Origin of the sequence: Nonomuraea sp. NPDC048882 (assembly GCF_040649755.1) — a bacterium.
GTDB lineage: Bacteria > Actinomycetota > Actinomycetes > Streptosporangiales > Streptosporangiaceae > Nonomuraea > Nonomuraea maheshkhaliensis.
Map to the genome: position 1 here is coordinate 1 of NZ_JBEZGB010000023.1, position 18,886 is coordinate 18,886.

Sequence of the window (18,886 nt, forward strand, 5' to 3'; positions counted from 1 at the left end):
CGGATCCAGGTAAGTCATCGGACCCAGGAACCTCCTTCCAATTCCTCCCGGCTGAGCCGGGGATACGACCAGGCGCCTCATGGCGCACTGCCACCGATCCCCGACCTGCACCGCATCCGGCAGAGCACGTCGAATCGCCTCGCCATAGGCGCCCGATCCGTCACGGCAGACGATCTCAACTCCGGGATGGGATTGCAGCCATGTCTCCAGGGCATCAGCGCCGCGGCCGGGCAGCACGTCGATCCGCTCGCCGGTCTCAGCGTCGATCAGGACGGTGGCATACCGGTGCCGGCGCTTGAGCGCGAAATCATCGACACCCAGCACGCGCGGGACTCGCAGCGGTGGCAGCGGCAGCCGCATCAGCAACCGCAGCGCCGTGGACCTTGAGACCTTGACGGACAGGAACGCCGAGAGCCGGGCACCCGCCCGGCCGGCCAGTTCCTTGACCATTGCGCCCAACTGTCCGGTGAGTCTGCTGGTTCGACGCTGGTAGCGCTCGAGCAGTCCGGGCACCTGCTCACGAAACGTCTGCCGAGCACATCCCCGCGCCGGGCAGAGCAGGCGCCGTACCTGGATCGACACCACCACCCATCGCCCGTCGACCGGGACATCGGTCACCGTCCGGCTGCAATAGCCGTGCACCCGACCGGTCAGTGCCCCGCACGCCGGGCACGGTACCGGCGCGCTCCGAGTACGGGCCATGACCCGAATCTGGCCGCTTTCGTCCTTCACATCCTCGATGACCAGGGCAGACAGCCCCGAAAACACCACACCCGCAAGATCGTCGATCTTCAGCACGACCCAGCCTGGCAGGTGGTGACCCAGCGCCACCACCGATTACGGGCCAGAGCCGTACTACGGACAGGCAGTAACGGGATTCCAGCGGGTACTCGAGCTGTCCCCGGGACACGTCATGGCGGCCGAGCACCTCAAAACGTCGCTGGCCAAGAGGGGCAGCGCCGAGGACAGAGGCGTGGCCACGACCGAACCGACGCCGAGCACCCCGACCCTGCCTCTGCTCGCCGCGGGTGTGCTCCTGGCTGCGACGCTGGGCGGGCTCCTGCTGCTGTGGCGACGCCGTGCGCTGGCCTCGGCCCCTTCCGTGTCACTGGCGGCGGCGCAACCTCTCCTCGATGAGGTGGCCGACCGCACCCGCACCGTCCAGCGCCTTCCCGCCCTCTCCTTCACGCCGGACTCGGCGAAGAACAACGCTCACGCGCGTCAGCAGTACGGTGAGCCGGTGATGAGGTTCTGCACTGCTTGCGGCATGCAGGCCGAGGCTGGTCATAGGTTCTGCGGTTACTGCGGTCATTCTCTCGGCGGGTGACCTCCGCCAGGTCCCGCAGCGCAGTTACATGAATGTGATCGCTGGACGTCCTTATCAGATCAGCCAAGCCGATCTACGCTACTGGCTTGTGGCGGGCGAAGATTCACAGCTGCGGGGGATACAGAAGCTCAGACGGGCCAAGCGCTGGCTTGATTCCTCTACCCGCGTGGCCCAATCATGGACCGTCGAGGACGAAGGACTCAAGGAGATGCTTGAGTTTTCGTGGCCCCATTGGGACAAACCGTTCTCTTTCGACCTCGGTGGCCGATTCCGCGGCACCGAGCATGGCGGCAAGATGTTTGTCGCAGAGGTCAAAGGCTATCGGGCCGAGTATGACCTTTCGAGCCACTTTCAGTCATTCCTGGCCAAATGCTATGTGGCTCTATCATCGCGGCCCAAACGATGTGACCACTTCATGTGGATTTCCTGGGCTCCCTTCCAAGCCAGGCATTGGGACCAACATCCCACCGTGGACAGCGTGAAGAATGCCGTGCTCAAGGAGAGCAAGCGCATCTTCGACACCGAAGATCCGCACGTTGCCGAGCTCCGGCTCGATGCCGGGACCCTGACGGGGGTGGCGCAGCGGCTCTGGCTGATCACCTTGTGCGACAAGCAGGAGAACCTGGTCATCGCCGACAATCACTACCGCGACGTTGTCAGCCTCATGCTGGCCGAAGAACGGGCAGCGCTATGACCGAATCCTTCGTCGCGGCGATCGACCAGGCGTTGCACGAGCCCGAGCCCAGCGCTCGCGTGGACGGCATCAAACTCGCGGTGAGCCGGCAGTTGGAAGGCATCGAACGCGGTCTTCGCATCAAGCACACCGAGTACTTCAACAACAGCATCGCCCCCGACATGATCGTGGAGTGGCCACGGGAGGACCGGAAACGCTTCGTTTTCCTTCGGGCGAATCAGCACCCGAAATGGCTCGAAGAGGATGTCAAGATCGTCGGACAGAGCCATCCCATCATCGTCACTCTTCAGTCCACCACCTCAGCCGACCCCGAAAACGGGCTGCAACAGGCCGCACGAGGTAGCGACACGCTCGTCACAGATCCTGTCGGCGTGCAGGAACTCGTCCAAGGACGAGAACGGCTGGCCGTGGCCCTGCTGTCCCAGGCGGTCCTACGCGGCGGGCGTGGCCTCCTGGGCCATGACGAGGCCACCAACGCGACGACCGTGTTGAACGACGGCTTCCTCGCAGCCGAACGAGGCGCCGTCCTTCCCACCCGGAATGCAACCGCGCTCTTCGCCAAGCTGCTCGCCGACGAGCAGGCCGGGCGCATGACCCGGGTCCTCCAGTCGGTATGGGAAGGTCATGGTGCTCCCCCGGCCGATTTCCCTGGACGACGAGACCTATCGGGACGGCTGACCGACAACGACATCGCGTTCCTGGTCGAGAACCTGACCACTGATGACGCGCACTTCTGGCGCCGGATCGGGCGGGCGCTGACCCTGGACCAGCTGTCGCGGCTGTCTCTGGCGGATCCGTCGGTCAACCTGCAACGTCTGGTCGCCTCGAACGCCGACCGGCTCACCGGCAAGGCGATGCGTTTGTTCCACGAACCTCAGCGAGTGGACGAAGTCGACGTCCAGCAGGTTCCCCGCTGGCTGATAGCCCGCGGCTGTCTGACGCTCAGAGGCGAGGACTGGAGCCTGTACATCGCGCCCAACAGTGTCGACCAGTTGCCTCGGCCGGAGCAGCGGGACGGCATACCCGTATCACGACTGCGCGCTCGAAGCCTGAGCCGGTCGGTGACCATCGGGCATTTGGAGCTGACCTCCGGCGATCGCATCATCACCTACGCTTCACGCGGCATGGAGAACGTGATCAACGATGACCGGCTCATCGATCTCGCCGAGAGTCCCGACGTTCTGATTCACCGGGCCACAGTGGTACTGAGCGGCGGGAGACGCATCGTCTGCGACTTCACCACCCTGACCGCTCAGGGACACACCAGCGCCACATTCCCACTCGACGAGCTGATCGGTTCCGCCTTCCTGCTCTTGAAGGACATCGACCACGAAGCGACCCTCGCGGCCATCAGAGACCTGACCACGGCTCCCACGGTTCCAGACGCTGAGCAGCTCAGCCTCGACCTCGATCTCTGAGGTCAGAGGTCAGAGGTCACGTGGACAGGGACGGATCACCCGCCCGGTCGCGGGCGATGTCCATGCGGTGAACGGCCTCGGCGAGCCGGTCCGGCGCGGTGGCGAAGTTGAGACGGACGAACCCGTGCCCGGGCGGCCCGAACCTCGTACCGGAGGACAGCCCGACCCTGCCGTGACGCAGGAACACCTCAGCGGGGTCGTCGTCCCAGCCGAGCGCGCGGCAGTCGAGCCAGGCCACGTATCCCGCCTGCGGCAGGTGATAGCCGATGCCGGGCAGGCGGCCGGCGAGCTGGGCGGCCAGGCCCCGGCGGTTCTCGTCCAGATCGGCGATGAGTTCCTGGAGCCAGTGGACGCCGTGGGCGAAGGCCGCCTCCGAGGCGAGTACGCCGAACAGGCCGGCACCCTCACTGACCTCCTCGTGGATCGCCGCGACATCCGCGCGGGCGTCCGGCCCGGGCACAGCGAGCGCCGCCTTGAGCCCGGCGATGTTCCATGCCTTGGAGGCCGAGACGAGGGCGACGGAGCGGGCCGCGGCCGGGCTGTCCAGGGACGGGAACGGAACATGCCGCAGGCCGGGGTAGGTGAGCGGAGCCAGGATCTCGTCCGCGACGACCCGTACGTCGTAGCGATCGGCCAGTGCGGCCACCTGTGTCAGCTCCTCGCGGCTGAAGACCAAGCCGGTGGGGTTGTGCGGGTTGCAGATGAGGTACGCCCGCGCGCCGTCGGCGAAGTCGCGTTCCAGGACCTCCAGGTCGAGGCGGGGCCCCTGCGGCCCGGCGGCCAGCGGGCTGGGGACCACCTGGCGGCCGATGCGCTCGATCCAGTAGAAGAAGGGCGGGTATCCGGGGGTGTTGACGACGACGCCGTCGCCGGGCTCGGAGATGATCTGGAGGATCTCCACGATGCCCGACATGACGTCTGGGACCAGGCGCGCGGCGGCGGGATCGGGGTGCCAGCCGTAGTGCCGGACGGCGAAACCGGCAAACGCGTCAGGGAGCCGGCCGGCGAGCGCGTAACCGGTGTCGCCGCGGCCGATGGCGGCGGTCAGGGCCGCGGCGACGGGTTCGGCGAGCGGGGTGTCCATTTCCGCGATGCGCAGGGGCAGGACGTCCGCGGGAAACTCCCGCCACTTGACGCTGCGCCGATCGCGGAGCTCCTCGGTACTGTAGGCGGTGAGGAGGGTGTTCGGGTCCGTGGTCAATGGTGGTCTTCTTTCGCGGCTGGGTGCGTCAGGACTGCTCGGCCTCGGCGGCGGGGCCGGTCGCGGGGATGTGGCGGAGTTTGGTGATCGCCAGGATCGCCGCGCCGGCGGCGATGGCCGCGGCGATGACGGCGGCGGTGTTGAGCCCGCTGGTGAAAGCCTCGCGGGCCGGAGTGAGCAGCGCCGTGCCGAGGTCGGCCGGCAGACTCTGCGCGGCCGCGACCGCACCGTCCAGGCTCTCGCGGCCGGCCGCGGCGGCCTCGGGCGGCAGGCCGGTCGGAAGCGTGGTGGCGGTCTGGGCGCGGTAGACAGCGGCGCCGATGCTGCCGATGATCGCGATGCCGAGTGAGATGCCCAGGTCGCTGCATGTGGTGGCCAGCCCGGACGCCGCCCCCGCCTTTTGCGGCGGCACCGAGCCGACGACCAGGTTCGTGGTCAGGGCCATGGACGGCGCGACGGCGGGATACAGCACGATGAAGCCCGCGACCAGCAGCGGGAGCCCGCCGGCGGCGTTGACCTGGGTGAGCATCAGGTAGCCGATCACCTGCACGGCAAGCCCGGCGGCGATGAGGTATCCGGGGCGGACACGCCGTACCAGGACGGGTGAGAGGGTGGAGACGACCACCAGCAGGGCGGCGGCGGGCAGCACCCACAGCCCGGCCGTCAGCGGGGAGAGCCCTTCGACGAGCTGCAGGTACTGAGTGAACAGCAGATAGATGCCACCGAGTGCGGTGGCCGCCAGCAGGAAGACGCCCAGCGCGCCGCCGGCCGTACGGTTGGCGAACAGCCGCACGTCCAGCAGCGGCTCGGGCAGGCGCAGCTGCCGCAGCACGAACCACGCCCCGAAGGCCAGCCCGGCCGCGATGCCGGCGAGCGCGGGCAGGAGCGAGTCCGGCTTGGCCAGCTCCTTGACGCCGTAGACGATCGGCAGCAGGGTCGCCAGCGACAGCAGCACGCTGAACAGGTCCAGGCGGCCGGCGGCCGGGTTACGGGGGTTGGGCAGCAGCAGCGGCGCGCCGATCACGACGATCGCCATGATGGGCACCGCGATGAGGAAGGCCGCGCGCCAGGAGAACGCCTCCAGCAGCGCCCCGCCGATCACCGGGCCGAGACCGGTGCCGACGGAGATCCCGCCCGACCAGATGCCGACGGCGATGCCACGTTGCCGGGGGTCGGCGAACGTGGAGAAGATGAGTCCCAGGGTGGCGGGCATCTGGGTGGCCGCGGCGATGCCCAGCAGCGCCCTCCAGATGATCATCATGGCGGGGTCGGAGGTGTTGGCCGCGATCACCGACACGACGGCGAAGACGGCCGCGCCCGCGATCAGCAGCCGACGGTGACCGATGCGGTCGCCCAGGGTGCCCATGGTGACCAGGAGACCGGCCATCAGGAAGCCGTAGATATCGATGATCCACAACGTCTGGGTGCTGCTCGGCTTCAGGTCCGCGGCCAGCTGCGGGATGGCCAGGAACAAGACGGTCAGCATCATGAACAGCAGCATGGCGGGCAGGACCAGCACGGCCAGCCCGAGCCAGGCTCTGGCGCCGGTGTGCGCCCCCGGGGTTGTCTGAGCGGACGACATGAGCGTCCTCCTTCGGCGGATTCGGACAGTGGAAGATCCGGCACAGTGTGCGTTCGGTCATGTCCCTCGGAAGCGAACGTTCGCGTCCATGACGGCATGACGTCGCCAACAGTAGGAACGCTCAGGCCGTCGCCGAATCAGTGAAGTCGCCAGTCTTGGCCGGTGTCAGGCTGGGCGCTCGGCAAGGACCAGCCTCATGAGCTCGGCTCGCGAGGTGACGGCGGTCTTCTGGAAGACCTTGCGCAGGTGGTAGTCCACCGTCCGGGGGCTGAGGAATAGCTGGGCGGCGATCTCCCGGTTGGTCAGCCCCTCACCGACGGCCAGCGCGATGCGTAGCTCCTGTGCGGTGAGCGTGCTCAAGGCTCCTGCTTCGGAGGGCCGTACCGACTCCCCTGCCGCGCGAAGTTCGCTCAACGCACGATCGGCCCAGGCGAGCGCGCCGATGCGGCGGAAGGTCTCCAACGCGCCTCGCAAGTAATGCTGCGCCTGTGAACGTCGCCGGGCACGCCGCGACCACTCGCCGGCAAGGAGCTCGGTCCTGGCTTGCTCCAGCGGGGCGTCAAAGCCGGCGTGCAGTCTAAGGCTCTCCACGTAGTGATTGTCGGCGGTGCCGCCACTGCTGATCAGCGCCCGGCAACGGGCCGCGAGCGCGGCCGGCTCCGGCGAGATCGCCTGCTCGGCCCACCGGACGTAGCGGGCTGTGGCCGCTGCCGCTCGCTCGTGCTCGCCAGCGCGGACCAGCGCTTCGACGAGGTCGGGGACAGTTGCCGCGATCAGGTCGGCGGGCGTGTCGGTGTCCCAGTCACCGACCGCCTCGAAGTGCCGAGCGGCCTCGCGGTATCTGCCTGCGCCCAGCTCGATGAGGCCAAGTGCGCGCAGGGCATAGGACCGCGCGTCGGCCAGCCTGCGGCTACTCGCTTCAACCAGGACGTCGGCGGCCAACTGGGCGGCGTCGGAACGGCCCTGAACGGCCGCGCACCAGGCCAGCAGCCCTCGATTACGGCAGGCTGTACTCGGCTGGCCCACCTCCACGGCGAACTGGTACCCCTCCTCCGCGTACGCCTCGGCGAGCCCGAACCTGCCCCGCGCGATCTCATCGGCTGCCTTGTACTCGAGATTCCAGGCGAGCGCACCCAGCGATCCGTTCGTACGCGCCAGCCGCCCGGCATCGCGGTACAGGCGCCTGCTCAGCTCGTACTCGCCGAGCCCGCGAGTCAGGGCCCCGGCCAGAGTCATCAAGATCGGATCGGTGAGCGACTCGATCGCGGCCTCCTCGTCCGCCGTGGCAGGTGCCACATCACCGCCGGAACGGGCCTGACAGGCACGGCGCAAGAGCAGCAGCACCGCGTCCTCCGGATCGTCCGGTTCCAGCGCGACGTCCTCCAGCCAGCCCGCGAGCTCGGACCAGGCCTGCGGCCGGTTGGCACGGGTTCCCAGGTCGCCGTACATCGCGATGGTGGGCGTGAAGCGGCGCCGATCAAGGCGCAGTACGCGCGGGATCCAGGGCCTGATGAGGTCCATCGCGTCCTCGGGCGAGCCGGCGAACTCGGCCACGATGGCGCGCATCACCACCAGCGGTATCCGATCCTCCTCGCCGAGCTGAGGTTCGCGCTCCGCTCGGTCGAGCAGTCCCGCCGCCTTCTCGGTGAACCCGCCCAGGGCGGCTGCGTGCGCCGCGGACCACAGCCGCCGTCCCCTGCGCGGGCCGTCCGCCGTGAGCTCAGCCGCCCTCGCCAACGCGGCCATGGCCGCGGCGGGGCCACCGCGCAGGGCCGCCTGTTCGGCCGAGCGCTCCAGCTCTTCGGCTGCCTGCTCGTCGGGTCCCACTGCGGCCTGGCCGAGATGCCAGGCACGGCGATGCTGGTCGGCCGGGCTGTCGAAGGCCGCGGCAAGCGCTCGATGGATCGCGGCCCGCCGATTAGCCGTGGCGCTGTGATAGATCGCGGACCGGATCAGCGGATGCCGGAACACCAGCCGCGTCCCGTCGTAGGCCAGAAGCTCGTCAAGCTCGACCCGGCGCAGCGGGCCGGTGTCGACCTGCAGGGTCGCAGCCGCCTTCTCGAGAATGTCGACGCCGCCCGTGCCATGGGTGGCGATGAGCTGCAGCAGTGGCAGCGACTCGGCATGCCGCGTCCGGATCCTGGCCAGGAACGAGCGTTGCAGTTCGTCGGTCATGGCGAGCGGCTCCTGCGTGCCCTCCTGGGGTTGTGGCCTTGCGGCAAGTTCGATCAGGGCCAGGGGGTTTCCGCTCGTGGCGGTCAGGAGGTGGTTCTGCTCGCTATCGGTCAGGCGCTGCTCGCCCAGGCACTCGGCGAGCAGCGCCTTGGCCGCCTCTCGGTCGAGGCCCATGAGCGGGACGCGGCGCGCGTCGGGCAGATCGGCGCCGTGCCCCTCATCGGCCCGCGCGGCCAGCGCCAGCGCGACGGGCTCGTTGTGCAGACGGCGGGCGACGAACGCCAGCGTCTTCAGCGTCGGCTGATCCGCCCAGTGCGCGTCGTCCACGACGCACAACACGGGGCGGGTGCCGGCCAGCAGGGACAACAACGACAGAGTGGACAACGCCACCAGGAACGGATCAGGTGGTGCTCCATGCGCGCGTCCGAACAGGATGTTCAGGGCTCGCGCCTGGGGACCCGGCAGCTCGTCCACGGAGCCGAGCACGGGGAACAACAGCTGGTGCAGGGTCGCATAGGCGAGATCGGACTCCGGCGCGGCACCAACGGCGTGCAGTACCAGGAAACCGGCCGCCCGCTCCTCCGCGTGGGACAGCAGGGTGGTCTTGCCGATTCCCGGCTCCCCCAGCACGATCACCCCGCCGCCGCGGCCCTCGGCGGCGTGCCGCAGCAACGACTCGATCAGATCCGCCTCGTCGTCTCTCCCCAGCACACGCCGAGCATAGAAACCCCTGGCACTTGTGACAAAGCGACCCCGAGACCGGCGACTTCGCCGATGCGCCCGCCGCAGTGCTCCGGCCCGCTGACCCCTGTCGAATGCTTTGTCGATGTGCGGCGGCCGAGCCGGGCTCTCGACGACACCTCAGTGTCCGTGACCGTGCCCGTGTCCGACGAAGGCCGCCGGGGGCCGACCCGGCGGGACGAGGCCGAGCGACACGACCGCCGCCACTCCGGCGACCACCGTGCACAGCGTCAGCCCGGAGACGAACCCGCCGACGTCGGCCGCACCGCTGGGCGCCAGGCTCGCCGCGGCCACAGTCGAGACCACCGCCACGCCGATCGAGCCGCCGAGCTCGTGAAAGGTGTTGATGACGCCGGAGGCGACGCCGTTCTCGCCGGGCGGGATGTTGGCCATGGTCGTCGTGGTGGCCGTCACGAACGCCGGCCCGATGCCGAGCGCCGCCAGCGCGAAGCCGGGCAGCAGCGTGACGTACGGATCGGCGTCCGGCGAGATACGGGTCATCAGCGCCGCGCCCGCAGCGGTGAGCACGAACGAGGCCACCGCCACCGGCCGCCCGCCGAGCCGGCCGATCAGGTGCCCGCCGGCCTGGGTGCCGATCGTGATCGCGATCGCCACCGGCAGGAACAGCAGCCCGGTCCGCAGCGGCCCGAACCCCATCACCCGCTGCAGGTAGAGCGAGCTGAGGAAGAACAGGCCCAGCATGAGCCCCGTGGCGACGAGCATGACGAACGTCCCGGAGATCACCGGCCGTCGGGCCAGGGTGACGGCACGCATGAGCGGGGCCCGTACCGACCGCTCCACCAGCACGAACAGCACGTAGAGCAGCCCCGCACCGGCCAGCGGCAGCACCATGCCGGCCGCGCCCCAGCCGGCGTCGCCCGCGGTGACGAGCCCGTAGATCAGCAGGGCCGTCGCCGCCGTGACGATCAGTGCCCCGGGCACGTCGACCGGCTCCGCCCGTCCCGGCGCGGCCGGCACGACGGCGGGGATGGCGGCGAGCACGAGCAACCCGATCGGTACGTTCACGAAGAACACCCAGGTCCAGCCCGGACCGGCGGTCAGGAGCCCGCCCAGCAGTACCCCCAGGGCCGCTCCCGTGCCGCCGATGGCGGCCCACACGCCGAGCGCCCGCCCGCGCCGTGGGCCATGGAACGTGGTAGTGATCACGGCCAGCGCGGCGGGGCTGAGCAGCGCGGCCCCCACCCCTTGCAGCGCCCGCCCGGCCAGCAGCGTCGGGCCGGTGGCGGCCAGCCCGCACAGCAGCGAGGCCGCCGTGAACAGCCCCAACCCGGCGAGCAGCGTTCGCCGCGCGCCGAGCGCGTCGGCCAGCCGCCCGCCGAGCACCATCAGACCGCCGAAGCACAGCGTGTACGTGGTCACCACCCAGGTCAGCGCCTCGCGGCCGAGTGCCAGGTCCGTGCCGATCGCGGGCAGCGCGATCTGCACCACGGTGATGTCCACGATCAGCATGAACTGGGCCAGGCAGAGCAGCACCAGCACAGTCCACCCGCCGGTACGCGCAGGCGCGTGGGGGGACGTGTCGTCAACCATCCGGAACTCCTTAACTCGAACAGCGATGTTCAAGTTAGCACGCACAGGGATACCCGGGTAGGGCATAAGAGATGTTCAGGAGGAAGCGGACACCCCGTCCGTCAGAAGCGACACCATGCTGGCGATCAGTACGCGCTCCACGTCCTCGGGCGCCAGCCGGCCCGCCTCGCGCTCCTGAGCGGCGCTGTGAATGAGCGAGAAGAACGTCGTCACCAGCCAGGGAAGCGGCAGGTCGGTGCGGAAGTCGCCGTCCCGTTGCCCGCGCTCGATGAGCCGTTCCACCCGGCGCAGAGGCCGGTCGTGATGCTGCCTGATCCGCTCGGTGGCCATCATCCGGTCGGCGGCCACGAAAAGCCGGCGGTGCCGGTCGAGGATCTCCCACGACGACCGCAGCAGGGCCGCCATGGCCTCCGGAGTCGGCGCGGTCTCCAGCGCCGGGTCCTCCAGCACCGCGTCCGCAGCATCGACCACGTGGTTCAGCACCGCCTCCACCAGCGCCTCGCGCGACGGAAAGTGCCCGTACAAGGTCACCCGTCCCACCCCGGCGGCCTTGGCGATGGCGGCGACGCTGGCGGCCGGGTCGGAGCTCAGCAGGCGCGCACCCGCTGCGAGGATGGCCGCGATGTTGCGCTCGGCGTCGGCCCGCCGGACGGGCGCGGACTGTTGTGAGGCGGCTTTCACCATGCGATCACCCTACGACGCCCACCCGCCGCGGCCGGCAGCATGCCCTGACCTGCGAGGTTCCTCAGCGCCAGAGATCGCCGGCCTTAGCGGCGCTGCTCAGTGATGGTAGGCGTGAATCACCGCATGCCCCTTGCCTCGCCCGATGATCCACTTGTTGATCGGAGTGGTGACGAGAAAGGCGACCAGCAGCGAGAAGGCCAGTGCACCCCAGAACAGCAACGAGGCCAGACCGGAGTCCATGGCACCAGGGATGATCAGCATGACGCCGTTGTCGACGATCTCCATGACAAGGATCGACAGGGTGTCTGCGGCCAGGGCGAGACGCAGCGCCGTACGCCAGTTCAGACCTGCACGGAACAGGCCGCGCAGGGTGAGCGCGTAGCCGAAGATGAACGCCAGGACGACCGCCAGGATGATGCTCGGCACGTTGTGCCAGCCGAGCGCGGTGGCGATGACCATGCCGAGCACCTCGCCGATGGCACAGCCCGTAAGGCAGTGCAAGGTCGCCGAGGCGGCCACTCCCCATGTCGCCTTCATCGGCCCGTGGTGGCCGTGCTCCTCGGATTGCTGCGCGTGACTACTATGCGGGTCGGTAGCGGGAGCGTGAGAGCCGTGGTCGTGCATCTCATGCCCACCATGGTGCATCGATTCAGACATTGGCACCTTCTAGTTTGATCAGTCACATTTGACCCGGCCAACCTAAACCCCCCGCCCGTATGGTGGCAATGTCAGACGAGCTTCCGTCACCCTCGTCTCCTATGCGGCATAGGACATGTGACAGACGCTCAGCCGTGCTGCTGGCCCCCTCTTTGACCCGCGGTGGTCATGCGGAGAACGGCCTCGACGAGCCGGCCTGGTGCCGTGGCGAAGTTGAGGCGGACGAACCCGCGCCCAGGCGGCCCGAACCTTCGCCGGACGGCAGCGTCCCGCATACCTCTATAGGGTATCGTGCAATAAGTCGTACATGTATGTACGAGATTGTCGGAGGCGTTGATGAACAGCCACATACCCATCCATCTGGACGTGAACGGACGAGTTCACGATCTGTCCCTGGATCCCCGCACCTCGCTGCTCGACTGCCTGCGCGAGCACCTGGGTCTGACCGGCACGAAGAAGGGCTGCGACCAGGGCGCCTGCGGCGCGTGCACGGTCCTGCTTGACGGCGACCGGGTCAACTCCTGCCTGACGCCGGCCGTGCAGTGCGACGGCACGGAGATCGTCACCATCGAGGCCCTGGCCGACCACGAGCTGGGCAGCCAGGTGCAGCAGGCGTTCCGCACGCACGACGGGTTCCAGTGCGGCTACTGCACTTCCGGGCAGATCTGCTCGATCATCGGCATGCTGGCCGAGCACCGCGACGGCCGGCCGAGCGCCGTGACCGAGGACCTCACCCGGCCGGCGCCGCTCACCCGCGCCGAGATCAGGGAGCGCATGGCGGGCAACCTGTGCCGGTGCGGCGCCTACAACGGCATCGTGGCCGCCGTCCGGGAGGTGGCCGGGGCATGAGGGAGTTCGCCTATGTCAGGGTCGCGTCGGTGTCCGAGGCGATCGGGCTCGCGGGTCCGGTGAGGTATCTGGCCGGAGGGACGAACCTGTTCGATCTGATGCGGGAGGAGGTGGAGCGGCCCGAGCGGGTCATCGACATCTCCCGGCTATCGTTGTCGGCCATCGAGGACCTGCCGGACGGCGGGCTGCGCCTCGGGGCACTGGCCCGCAACGCGCACATCGCCGCCGACGACCGGATCCGCCGACGCTACCCGGTGCTCGCGCGAGCCCTGCTGAACGGGGCTTCCCCCCAGCTGCGCAACCGCGCCACGGTGGGCGGCAACCTGCTGCAGCGCACCCGTTGCCGCTACTTCTACGACCTCGGCGCGGCCTGCAACAAGCGCTCCCCGGGCACGGGATGCGACGCGCTGGACGGGCTCAACCGAGGTCACGCCATCCTCGGGGCGAGCGAGAGCTGCGTAGCCGTCCACCCGTCCGACATGTGCGTGGCACTGGCCGCGCTCGGCGCGACCGTCAATCTCACCGGCCCCGAGGGCGACCGGAGCGTACCGGTCATGGACTTTCACCATCTGCCCGGCGCGACACCGGAGATCGAGACCGTGCTGAGGGGTGGTGAACTGGTCACGAGCGTGGACCTGCCGCCGTGGCCGCCGGCCCGGGGCGCCTACGTGAAGGTACGTGACCGGGTCAGCTACGCCTTCGCACTGGTGAGCGCCGCCGTGCTCCTCCGCATCGAGGGCGGCCGGATCGCCACCGCCCGTATCGCGCTCGGCGGGGTGGCGCTCAAGCCGTGGCGCGCGTACGCGGCCGAGGACCTGCTGACGGGTGCGCCGCCGGACGAGCGGATCTTCGAGGAAGCGGCGAGGGAGGCGGTCGCGGAAGCGCGACCCCTGCGCCACAACGCGTTCAAGATCGAGATGGCCGCGCGGCTGATCCGCCGTACCCTGGTGGAGCTGGCATGACGTTCACCTCACGCGCCTTCGGCCTCGGCACCAAAGTCCTCGGCAAGGTGGCCCGGCTGCTGCCCGACGGCCGCCACGACCCCCTGTCCACCCGGCCCGGCGAGATCGGCCGTGACGTGAACCGGCTCGACGGGCCCGCGAAAGTGTCCGGCGGAATTGCCTACACCGCCGACCACGTCCCCGCCGGGCTGGCTTACGCCGTCGCGGTGCCCAGCACGATCGCCAAGGGCCGCGTCACCGCCATCGACACCTCCCGGGCGCTCGCGGCGCCCGGCGTGCTGCTGGTGATGACGCACGAGAACGCGCCGCCGATGAGACCTACGGGCGCGTACGCCACGCTCAGGGCACCGGTCGGCGCCGCCGCGATGAGCCTGCCGATCTTGAATACCGATCGCGTCTTCTGGCACGGCCAGCCGATCGCCGTCGTCGTGGCCGAGTCGCAGGAGCAGGCTGAACACGCCGCCCGGCTCGTGCAGGCCCGCTACGCGCCAGAGCCCGCCGTCCTGGCGATGTCGGATGAGGCCGCCTACACCCCGGCTCACTCGGTGCTGGAGGAGTCGAGGACGGTCGTTGGGAACGTGCGAGCCGGACTGGCTCGGGCCACGGCCACCGTGCAGGCCGTCTACAGCACGCCGGCCGAGCACCACAACGCGCTCGAACCGCACGCCACCGTGGCCACGTGGAACGGCGACGACCTCACCGTGTACGACACCTCGCAATACCCCTACGGCGTCAAGGAGATGCTCGCGAAGAAGTTCGGCCTGCCCCGCGACCGGGTGCACGTGCTGGCGCCGTACATCGGGGGCGGGTTCGGCGGCAAGACGTGCGCCTGGCCGCACGTGGCCCTCGCCGTCGCCGCCGCCTGGCTGGCGGGGCGGCCGGTCAAGCTGGCGTTGTCGCGTACGCAGACGTACCTGATGACCGGCGGCCGGGCGCCGACGCGCAGCCGGGTCCGGCTCGGCGCCGACGAGCAGGGCCGGCTGACGGCCATCGTCCACCACGCGCTGGCCACGTGTACCGCCGACGAGTTCGCCGAGGCCGCCATCGCCGCCTCCCGCCACCTGTACGCCTGCCCGAACATCTCCGCCCACCAGAAGGTGACCCGGGTGGACCGCATCCAGAACGCGTTCTTCCGCGGCCCCGGCGTCGCCCCGGGATCGTTCGCCATGGAATCGGCCATGGACGAACTCGCCTGGGAACTCGGCATGGACCCGCTCGAACTACGCCTGCGCAACGAGCCCGACCGCGACCCGGTCTCCGGCAACCGCTTCACCAGCCGCCACCTGCGCGAGGCCTACCTGCTCGGCGCGGAGACCTTCGGCTGGCACCAACGTGCCCCGCTCCCCCGGGCCACCCGCGACGGACACTGGCTCGTGGGACACGGCATGGCAGCAGCGATCAACCCCGACGCCATGCTCATCGCCGCCGTCCGGCTGCGATTGGACGCCGACGGCACGTTCACCATCCACAGCAGCACCAACGAGCTGGGCGCGGGTACCTCCACCGCCCAGACCCAGGCCGCCGCCCAGCGCCTCGGCGTGCCCATGGGCAAGATCCGCTTCCTTCAGGGCGACTCCGACGTGGCCAGGACCCGCATCCCCGGCGCCTCGGCGGCCACCACCACCCTCGCCTCGGCCATCTGGAACGCGTGCGACCAGCTCGTACGAGAACTCCTCAAGCTCGCCAAGGACACGCCGCTGGCGGGGCTCCTGCCCGGCGAGATGGAAGCGCGCGACGAGGGACTGTTCACCAGGGACGGCCGCGGCATGACCTACCGGCAGATCCTGGAGTTGGCAGGCCGCGACCATGTCGAGGTGACCGGCAAGTCGGCGCCGCCGTACCAGACCCTCAAACGCACCACCAGCACCTACGGCGCGCACTTCGCTGAGGTATGGGTCGACGAGGACACCGGTGAGGTCCGCGTCACCCGCTGGGCCGGCGCCTTCGACGGAGGCCGCATCGTTTCCCCCAAGCAGGCCGCCGGCCAGATGCGCGGCGGCATCATCCAGGGCATCGGCATGGCCCTCATGGAGGAGACCCTGCTCGACGAGCGCTCCGGCCGCATCGTCAACGCCAGCCTGGCCGAACAGCACATCCCCACCCATGCCGACGTGCCCGACATCGACGTGCGCTTCGTGGACCGGCCCGACCGCCAGACCCCTCTCGGCGCCAAGGGCATCGGCGAACTGGGGATTGTCGGAGTGGCGGCGGCCATCGCCAACGCGGTCTACCACGCCGCCGGCACCCGCGTCCGAGCCCTCCCCATCACTCCGGACAAGCTGCTCCCATAAACCTCTGGAGAGGATCACTCTCACTCGGGCCCGGCTGCTCCAGGCCGGCCAAGGCTGTCTGCGCGGCGAAACTCAGCTATCCGCCCCCTGGTCCGACTCCCGGACAGGGGTGACGGTCGGTGCCGCGGCGGGCGTGAGCGAGGGCGGGGCGAGTCTGCTGGCGACGGCCGCCAGGATCGCGGCGGCAGCGGCCGCTGCCGCGGCGGCGCCGAACGCGGTGGCGCCGGTGTCATCGGGGCCGGTGAGGTGACCGGCGACGGCGGTGCCCAGGCCGTAGCCCGCCCACATGAAGGTGTTGAGCCAGGCGAAGACCTCCGTTCGGTAGCCGGCAGGGGCGTGGTCGGCGAGCAGGGCGGGCACTGCGGCATCGCGTGGGCCGGTGACCAGGCCGACAAGCGTCATCAGTATGGCGAGCGACACGAAGCCGGGTGCCCAAGCTCCGCCGAGCAGGACGGCCGCTTCGGCGAGTGAGAGCAGGACGAGCAGGCGTCCGCCGTTGAGGGGCCAGGATCGCGCGCCGTACCCGAGGGTGCCCAGGAGGGCGCCGGCCGACAGGAGGCCCATCAGCAGGCCGGCGGAGGCGGCCGAGCCGAAGGCGGTGGCCGAGGCGACGGTGGCGATGCGCAGGCAGCCGAAGGTGAACGTGCCGAAGGCGGTGATGGTCAGCAGCAGGAGGGTGTACGGGTGGGTGAGCGGCCCGGCCAGGCGCAGTCTGCCAGGCGGAACCGGCTGGGCCTGCCGGACCGCCGGGGAGACCAGTAACAGGGCGGTGCCGGCCAGGACCGTGGCGCCCGCGGCACTCACCACGCCCTGAGCTGGGACGATCCAGACCAGGACCGGCACGAGCAGCGGGCCGACGATGAACATCAGCTCGTTGACGGCGTTGTCGACGGCGTAGGCGGCGGGCAGGATGGCGGCGGGGACGAGGCGTGGCCAGGCGCTTCTGATGACGGATCCGGCGGGCGGGGTGGTGGCACCAAGGAGCACCGCGGCGCCGATCATCAGGGCGGGCGGGGTGAGCAGGAGCAGGGTGTAGGCGAGAGCGTGGGCGGCCAGGTAGCCGGTCAGGGCTGGGCGCGGGCCGTACCGGTCGGCGATGCGTCCGCCGAGCGGCGCGCACAGGGCCAGGGCCAGCGCGTGGCCGGTGAGGACGAGTCCTGCGGTGGCGTAGGAGCCGAGCCGGTCGACGGCGGCCAGCAGCAGGGCGAGGCTGAGTATGGGCGTGCCCAGCTTGACGAGAAGGGCGGCGGCGAGCAGGCGGGAGACGCCTGAGTGGGTGAGCAGACGGCGATAGGGCGTGAACATGACGGCTCCGTTACCATCTAACTGGATTACGCCTATGACACACAGAAGGAGTGTTACCAGTCAAGTGGAGATAGCCTGTAACGTCACCCGCCAGGCCCCGCTGATCGCCGAGCTGGTCAACCTGGCCACGGCACGCCAGCGGGGCGGCACCTCGGTACAGCCATCGACGGGCGAGGATCTGGCGGCGACGATCGCCGCACAGCTCGGCGACCGCGCCGGCGCCGCCCTGCGCGCCGATCCGGGCGCGGGGCGGCGCCTGGCCGAGCTGGCCGCCGAGTTGCGGCAGGCACTGCTGGCCGAGCATCCAGCCGACCAGGCCGCCCGCATCAACGCCATGATCCGCAGATACGGGGCGCAGCCTTACCTGGTCGAGGATGTCGGCCAGCCGTTTCACCTGCACTTCCACGGCTCGGGCGGCACCCAGGTGGAAGCGCTGGGCGGCGAGTTCGCCACCGCGCTGGCCCTCATCGTGGACGGCTACGGCCCCGACCGCTTTGGGCAGTGCGAGGCGCACCAGTGCGAGGCCGTTTACATCGACCTGACCCGCAACGCCTCGCGCCGCTACTGCAGCCCGGCCTGCACGGCGCGCGCCAAGACCGCCGCCTACCGCAGCCGCCGTCACGCCTGATCACGCCATCACGGATATCGCCATGTGGGTCGAAGTGGTGATCTTCACTCGGCTGCCGAGGGCAGGCGCCGGTGCCGGGGCGAGCCGTCCGCCGCCCTTCCCGGCAGCTGCGCAGGCTGTATCCCGGCAAACACAAGCCGCGCCACGGGACCAGTCGCCTACATCAGAGCCGGTCGAGGATCTTCTGCAACTGCTCCACCTCGGCCTGCTGCGCCGTTTCGATGATCTTGGCCAGTTCCTTCGCCTCGGGGTTCGAGCCGCCCGACTGCTCGGTGCGAGCCATCTCGATGGCGCCGTTGTGGTGGGCGATCATCTGCTGCGCGAAGAGCTTGTCGAACTCCGCCCCCTTGGCCGCCTTGAGCTTCGTCATGTCCTCCTCAGACATGACGCCGGGCATGTCGTGCCCCATGCCGCCCTCCGGCGCGGCCTTGCCCCACTCGGTCAGCCAGCCCTTCATGGTCTGGATCTCCGGGTCCTGGGCTGCCTTGATCTTCGCCGCGAGCTCCTTGATCTCCGGGTCGGCCGCGCGCTCAGGCGCCAGCTCGGCCATCTCGACCGCCTGCTCGTGGTGCGGGATCATCATCTGCGCGAACATGGCGTCCGCGTCGTTGAACGTGGCCGAGGGCTGCGCGCTTGCGGTGGTGGCGGCAGGTGCGCTGCTGCTGCTCATTCCTTCGTGCCCGGCCATGGAGTCGCCGTTGCCGCCACAGGCGGCCGCCAGCGTGAGTGCTCCTGCGGCGATGGCGACGGACGTCTTGCGGTTGATACGCATTGCTCGTTGTTCTCTCGATCGTGTTGGAAGTCCGGACCTGTTCGCGGGC

16 protein-coding genes are annotated in these 18,886 nt (G+C 69.7%); 7 read left to right on the forward strand and 9 right to left on the reverse strand.

Annotated features, from left to right (window positions below):
• Positions 1 to 768: ISL3 family transposase (locus AB0C27_RS48370; RefSeq protein ID WP_357860693.1), on the reverse strand; the 768-nt coding region annotated here is incomplete at its 3' end.
• Positions 769 to 913: 145 nt separating this feature from the next.
• Here AB0C27_RS48370 and AB0C27_RS48375 point away from each other — a divergent pair.
• From AB0C27_RS48375 to AB0C27_RS48385, 3 genes are read left to right on the forward strand one after another with little or no spacing between them, the layout of a single operon-like run.
• The gene (locus tag AB0C27_RS48375) at positions 914 to 1,327 is read left to right on the forward strand and encodes a zinc-ribbon domain-containing protein (protein WP_357860364.1); all 414 of its coding nucleotides are present in this window, start codon (positions 914 to 916) and stop codon (positions 1,325 to 1,327) included.
• A 28-nt stretch (positions 1,328 to 1,355) separates the two neighbouring features.
• A complete protein-coding gene (locus AB0C27_RS48380; RefSeq protein ID WP_357860367.1) occupies positions 1,356 to 2,021 on the forward strand; it encodes a hypothetical protein in 666 nt (221 codons plus the stop codon).
• Complete coding sequence (locus tag AB0C27_RS48385) at positions 2,018 to 3,439, forward strand: hypothetical protein (protein ID WP_357860369.1); 1,422 nt, start codon at positions 2,018 to 2,020, stop codon at positions 3,437 to 3,439. The genes AB0C27_RS48380 and AB0C27_RS48385 overlap by 4 nt, the downstream gene beginning before the upstream one ends.
• Positions 3,440 to 3,455: 16 nt before the next feature.
• Here AB0C27_RS48385 and AB0C27_RS48390 read toward each other — a convergent pair whose 3' ends face one another.
• The 6 genes from AB0C27_RS48390 to AB0C27_RS48415 all read right to left on the reverse strand — a co-directional run bounded on the left by AB0C27_RS48390 (position 3,456) and on the right by AB0C27_RS48415 (position 12,030).
• Positions 3,456 to 4,640 carry an aminotransferase class I/II-fold pyridoxal phosphate-dependent enzyme gene (locus AB0C27_RS48390; protein ID WP_357860372.1) on the reverse strand — a complete coding sequence of 395 codons (1,185 nt, stop codon included), beginning with the start codon at positions 4,638 to 4,640 and terminating at the stop codon, positions 3,456 to 3,458.
• Between the two features lie 28 nt (positions 4,641 to 4,668).
• Positions 4,669 to 6,222: an MFS transporter gene (locus AB0C27_RS48395; RefSeq protein WP_357860375.1), complete on the reverse strand. Its 1,554-nt coding sequence runs from the start codon at positions 6,220 to 6,222 to the stop codon at positions 4,669 to 4,671.
• A gap of 165 nt (positions 6,223 to 6,387) precedes the next feature.
• The gene (locus tag AB0C27_RS48400) at positions 6,388 to 9,108 is read right to left on the reverse strand and encodes an AAA family ATPase (protein WP_357860378.1); all 2,721 of its coding nucleotides are present in this window, start codon (positions 9,106 to 9,108) and stop codon (positions 6,388 to 6,390) included.
• A gap of 150 nt (positions 9,109 to 9,258) precedes the next feature.
• Positions 9,259 to 10,689, reverse strand: coding sequence for an MFS transporter (locus AB0C27_RS48405; protein WP_357860381.1), 1,431 nt, complete (start codon positions 10,687 to 10,689; stop codon positions 9,259 to 9,261).
• 75 nt (positions 10,690 to 10,764) lie between these two features.
• The gene (locus tag AB0C27_RS48410; protein WP_357860384.1) at positions 10,765 to 11,373 is read right to left on the reverse strand and encodes a TetR/AcrR family transcriptional regulator; all 609 of its coding nucleotides are present in this window, start codon (positions 11,371 to 11,373) and stop codon (positions 10,765 to 10,767) included.
• A 96-nt stretch (positions 11,374 to 11,469) separates the two neighbouring features.
• Complete coding sequence (locus tag AB0C27_RS48415) at positions 11,470 to 12,030, reverse strand: DUF4396 domain-containing protein (RefSeq protein ID WP_357860387.1); 561 nt, start codon at positions 12,028 to 12,030, stop codon at positions 11,470 to 11,472.
• A 336-nt stretch (positions 12,031 to 12,366) separates the two neighbouring features.
• Between AB0C27_RS48415 and AB0C27_RS48420 the strand changes: the two genes are divergently transcribed.
• From AB0C27_RS48420 to AB0C27_RS48430, 3 genes are read left to right on the forward strand one after another with little or no spacing between them, the layout of a single operon-like run.
• The gene (locus tag AB0C27_RS48420) at positions 12,367 to 12,879 is read left to right on the forward strand and encodes a 2Fe-2S iron-sulfur cluster-binding protein (protein ID WP_357860390.1); all 513 of its coding nucleotides are present in this window, start codon (positions 12,367 to 12,369) and stop codon (positions 12,877 to 12,879) included.
• Positions 12,876 to 13,841, forward strand: a complete 966-nt coding sequence (locus AB0C27_RS48425) for a xanthine dehydrogenase family protein subunit M (RefSeq protein ID WP_357860393.1) — start codon at positions 12,876 to 12,878, stop codon at positions 13,839 to 13,841. The genes AB0C27_RS48420 and AB0C27_RS48425 overlap by 4 nt, the downstream gene beginning before the upstream one ends.
• The gene (locus AB0C27_RS48430; protein WP_357860396.1) at positions 13,838 to 16,132 is read left to right on the forward strand and encodes a xanthine dehydrogenase family protein molybdopterin-binding subunit; all 2,295 of its coding nucleotides are present in this window, start codon (positions 13,838 to 13,840) and stop codon (positions 16,130 to 16,132) included. Before AB0C27_RS48425 ends, AB0C27_RS48430 begins: the two co-directional genes overlap by 4 nt.
• A 72-nt stretch (positions 16,133 to 16,204) precedes the next feature.
• On the opposite strand, the gene AB0C27_RS48435 is transcribed toward AB0C27_RS48430, so the two are convergent.
• Positions 16,205 to 17,437 (reverse strand): MFS transporter, encoded by a 1,233-nt coding sequence (locus tag AB0C27_RS48435; protein WP_357860399.1) that lies wholly within the window; start codon positions 17,435 to 17,437, stop codon positions 16,205 to 16,207.
• A gap of 64 nt (positions 17,438 to 17,501) precedes the next feature.
• Between AB0C27_RS48435 and AB0C27_RS48440 the strand changes: the two genes are divergently transcribed.
• The gene (locus AB0C27_RS48440; RefSeq protein ID WP_357860402.1) at positions 17,502 to 18,065 is read left to right on the forward strand and encodes a CGNR zinc finger domain-containing protein; all 564 of its coding nucleotides are present in this window, start codon (positions 17,502 to 17,504) and stop codon (positions 18,063 to 18,065) included.
• A gap of 163 nt (positions 18,066 to 18,228) precedes the next feature.
• On the opposite strand, the gene AB0C27_RS48445 is transcribed toward AB0C27_RS48440, so the two are convergent.
• Positions 18,229 to 18,837, reverse strand: a complete 609-nt coding sequence (locus tag AB0C27_RS48445) for a DUF305 domain-containing protein (protein WP_357860405.1) — start codon at positions 18,835 to 18,837, stop codon at positions 18,229 to 18,231.
• Positions 18,838 to 18,886 lie beyond the last annotated feature (49 nt).

Excerpts from the sequence above, each read along its gene's own strand:
- AB0C27_RS48405 (WP_357860381.1), bottom strand. The coding sequence starts at position 10,689 with ATGGTTGACGACACGTCCCCCCACGCGCCTGCGCGTACCGGCGGGTGG.
- AB0C27_RS48380 (WP_357860367.1), top strand. The coding sequence starts at position 1,356 with ATGAATGTGATCGCTGGACGTCCTTATCAGATCAGCCAAGCCGATCTA.
- AB0C27_RS48375 (WP_357860364.1), top strand. The coding sequence starts at position 914 with ATGGCGGCCGAGCACCTCAAAACGTCGCTGGCCAAGAGGGGCAGCGCC.
- AB0C27_RS48415 (WP_357860387.1), bottom strand. The coding sequence starts at position 12,030 with ATGTCTGAATCGATGCACCATGGTGGGCATGAGATGCACGACCACGGC.
- AB0C27_RS48435 (WP_357860399.1), bottom strand. The coding sequence starts at position 17,437 with ATGTTCACGCCCTATCGCCGTCTGCTCACCCACTCAGGCGTCTCCCGC.
- AB0C27_RS48445 (WP_357860405.1), bottom strand. The coding sequence starts at position 18,837 with ATGCGTATCAACCGCAAGACGTCCGTCGCCATCGCCGCAGGAGCACTC.
- AB0C27_RS48425 (WP_357860393.1), top strand. The coding sequence starts at position 12,876 with ATGAGGGAGTTCGCCTATGTCAGGGTCGCGTCGGTGTCCGAGGCGATC.
- AB0C27_RS48430 (WP_357860396.1), top strand. The coding sequence starts at position 13,838 with ATGACGTTCACCTCACGCGCCTTCGGCCTCGGCACCAAAGTCCTCGGC.
- AB0C27_RS48385 (WP_357860369.1), top strand. The coding sequence starts at position 2,018 with ATGACCGAATCCTTCGTCGCGGCGATCGACCAGGCGTTGCACGAGCCC.
- AB0C27_RS48395 (WP_357860375.1), bottom strand. The coding sequence starts at position 6,222 with ATGTCGTCCGCTCAGACAACCCCGGGGGCGCACACCGGCGCCAGAGCC.
- AB0C27_RS48410 (WP_357860384.1), bottom strand. The coding sequence starts at position 11,373 with ATGGTGAAAGCCGCCTCACAACAGTCCGCGCCCGTCCGGCGGGCCGAC.
- AB0C27_RS48420 (WP_357860390.1), top strand. The coding sequence starts at position 12,367 with ATGAACAGCCACATACCCATCCATCTGGACGTGAACGGACGAGTTCAC.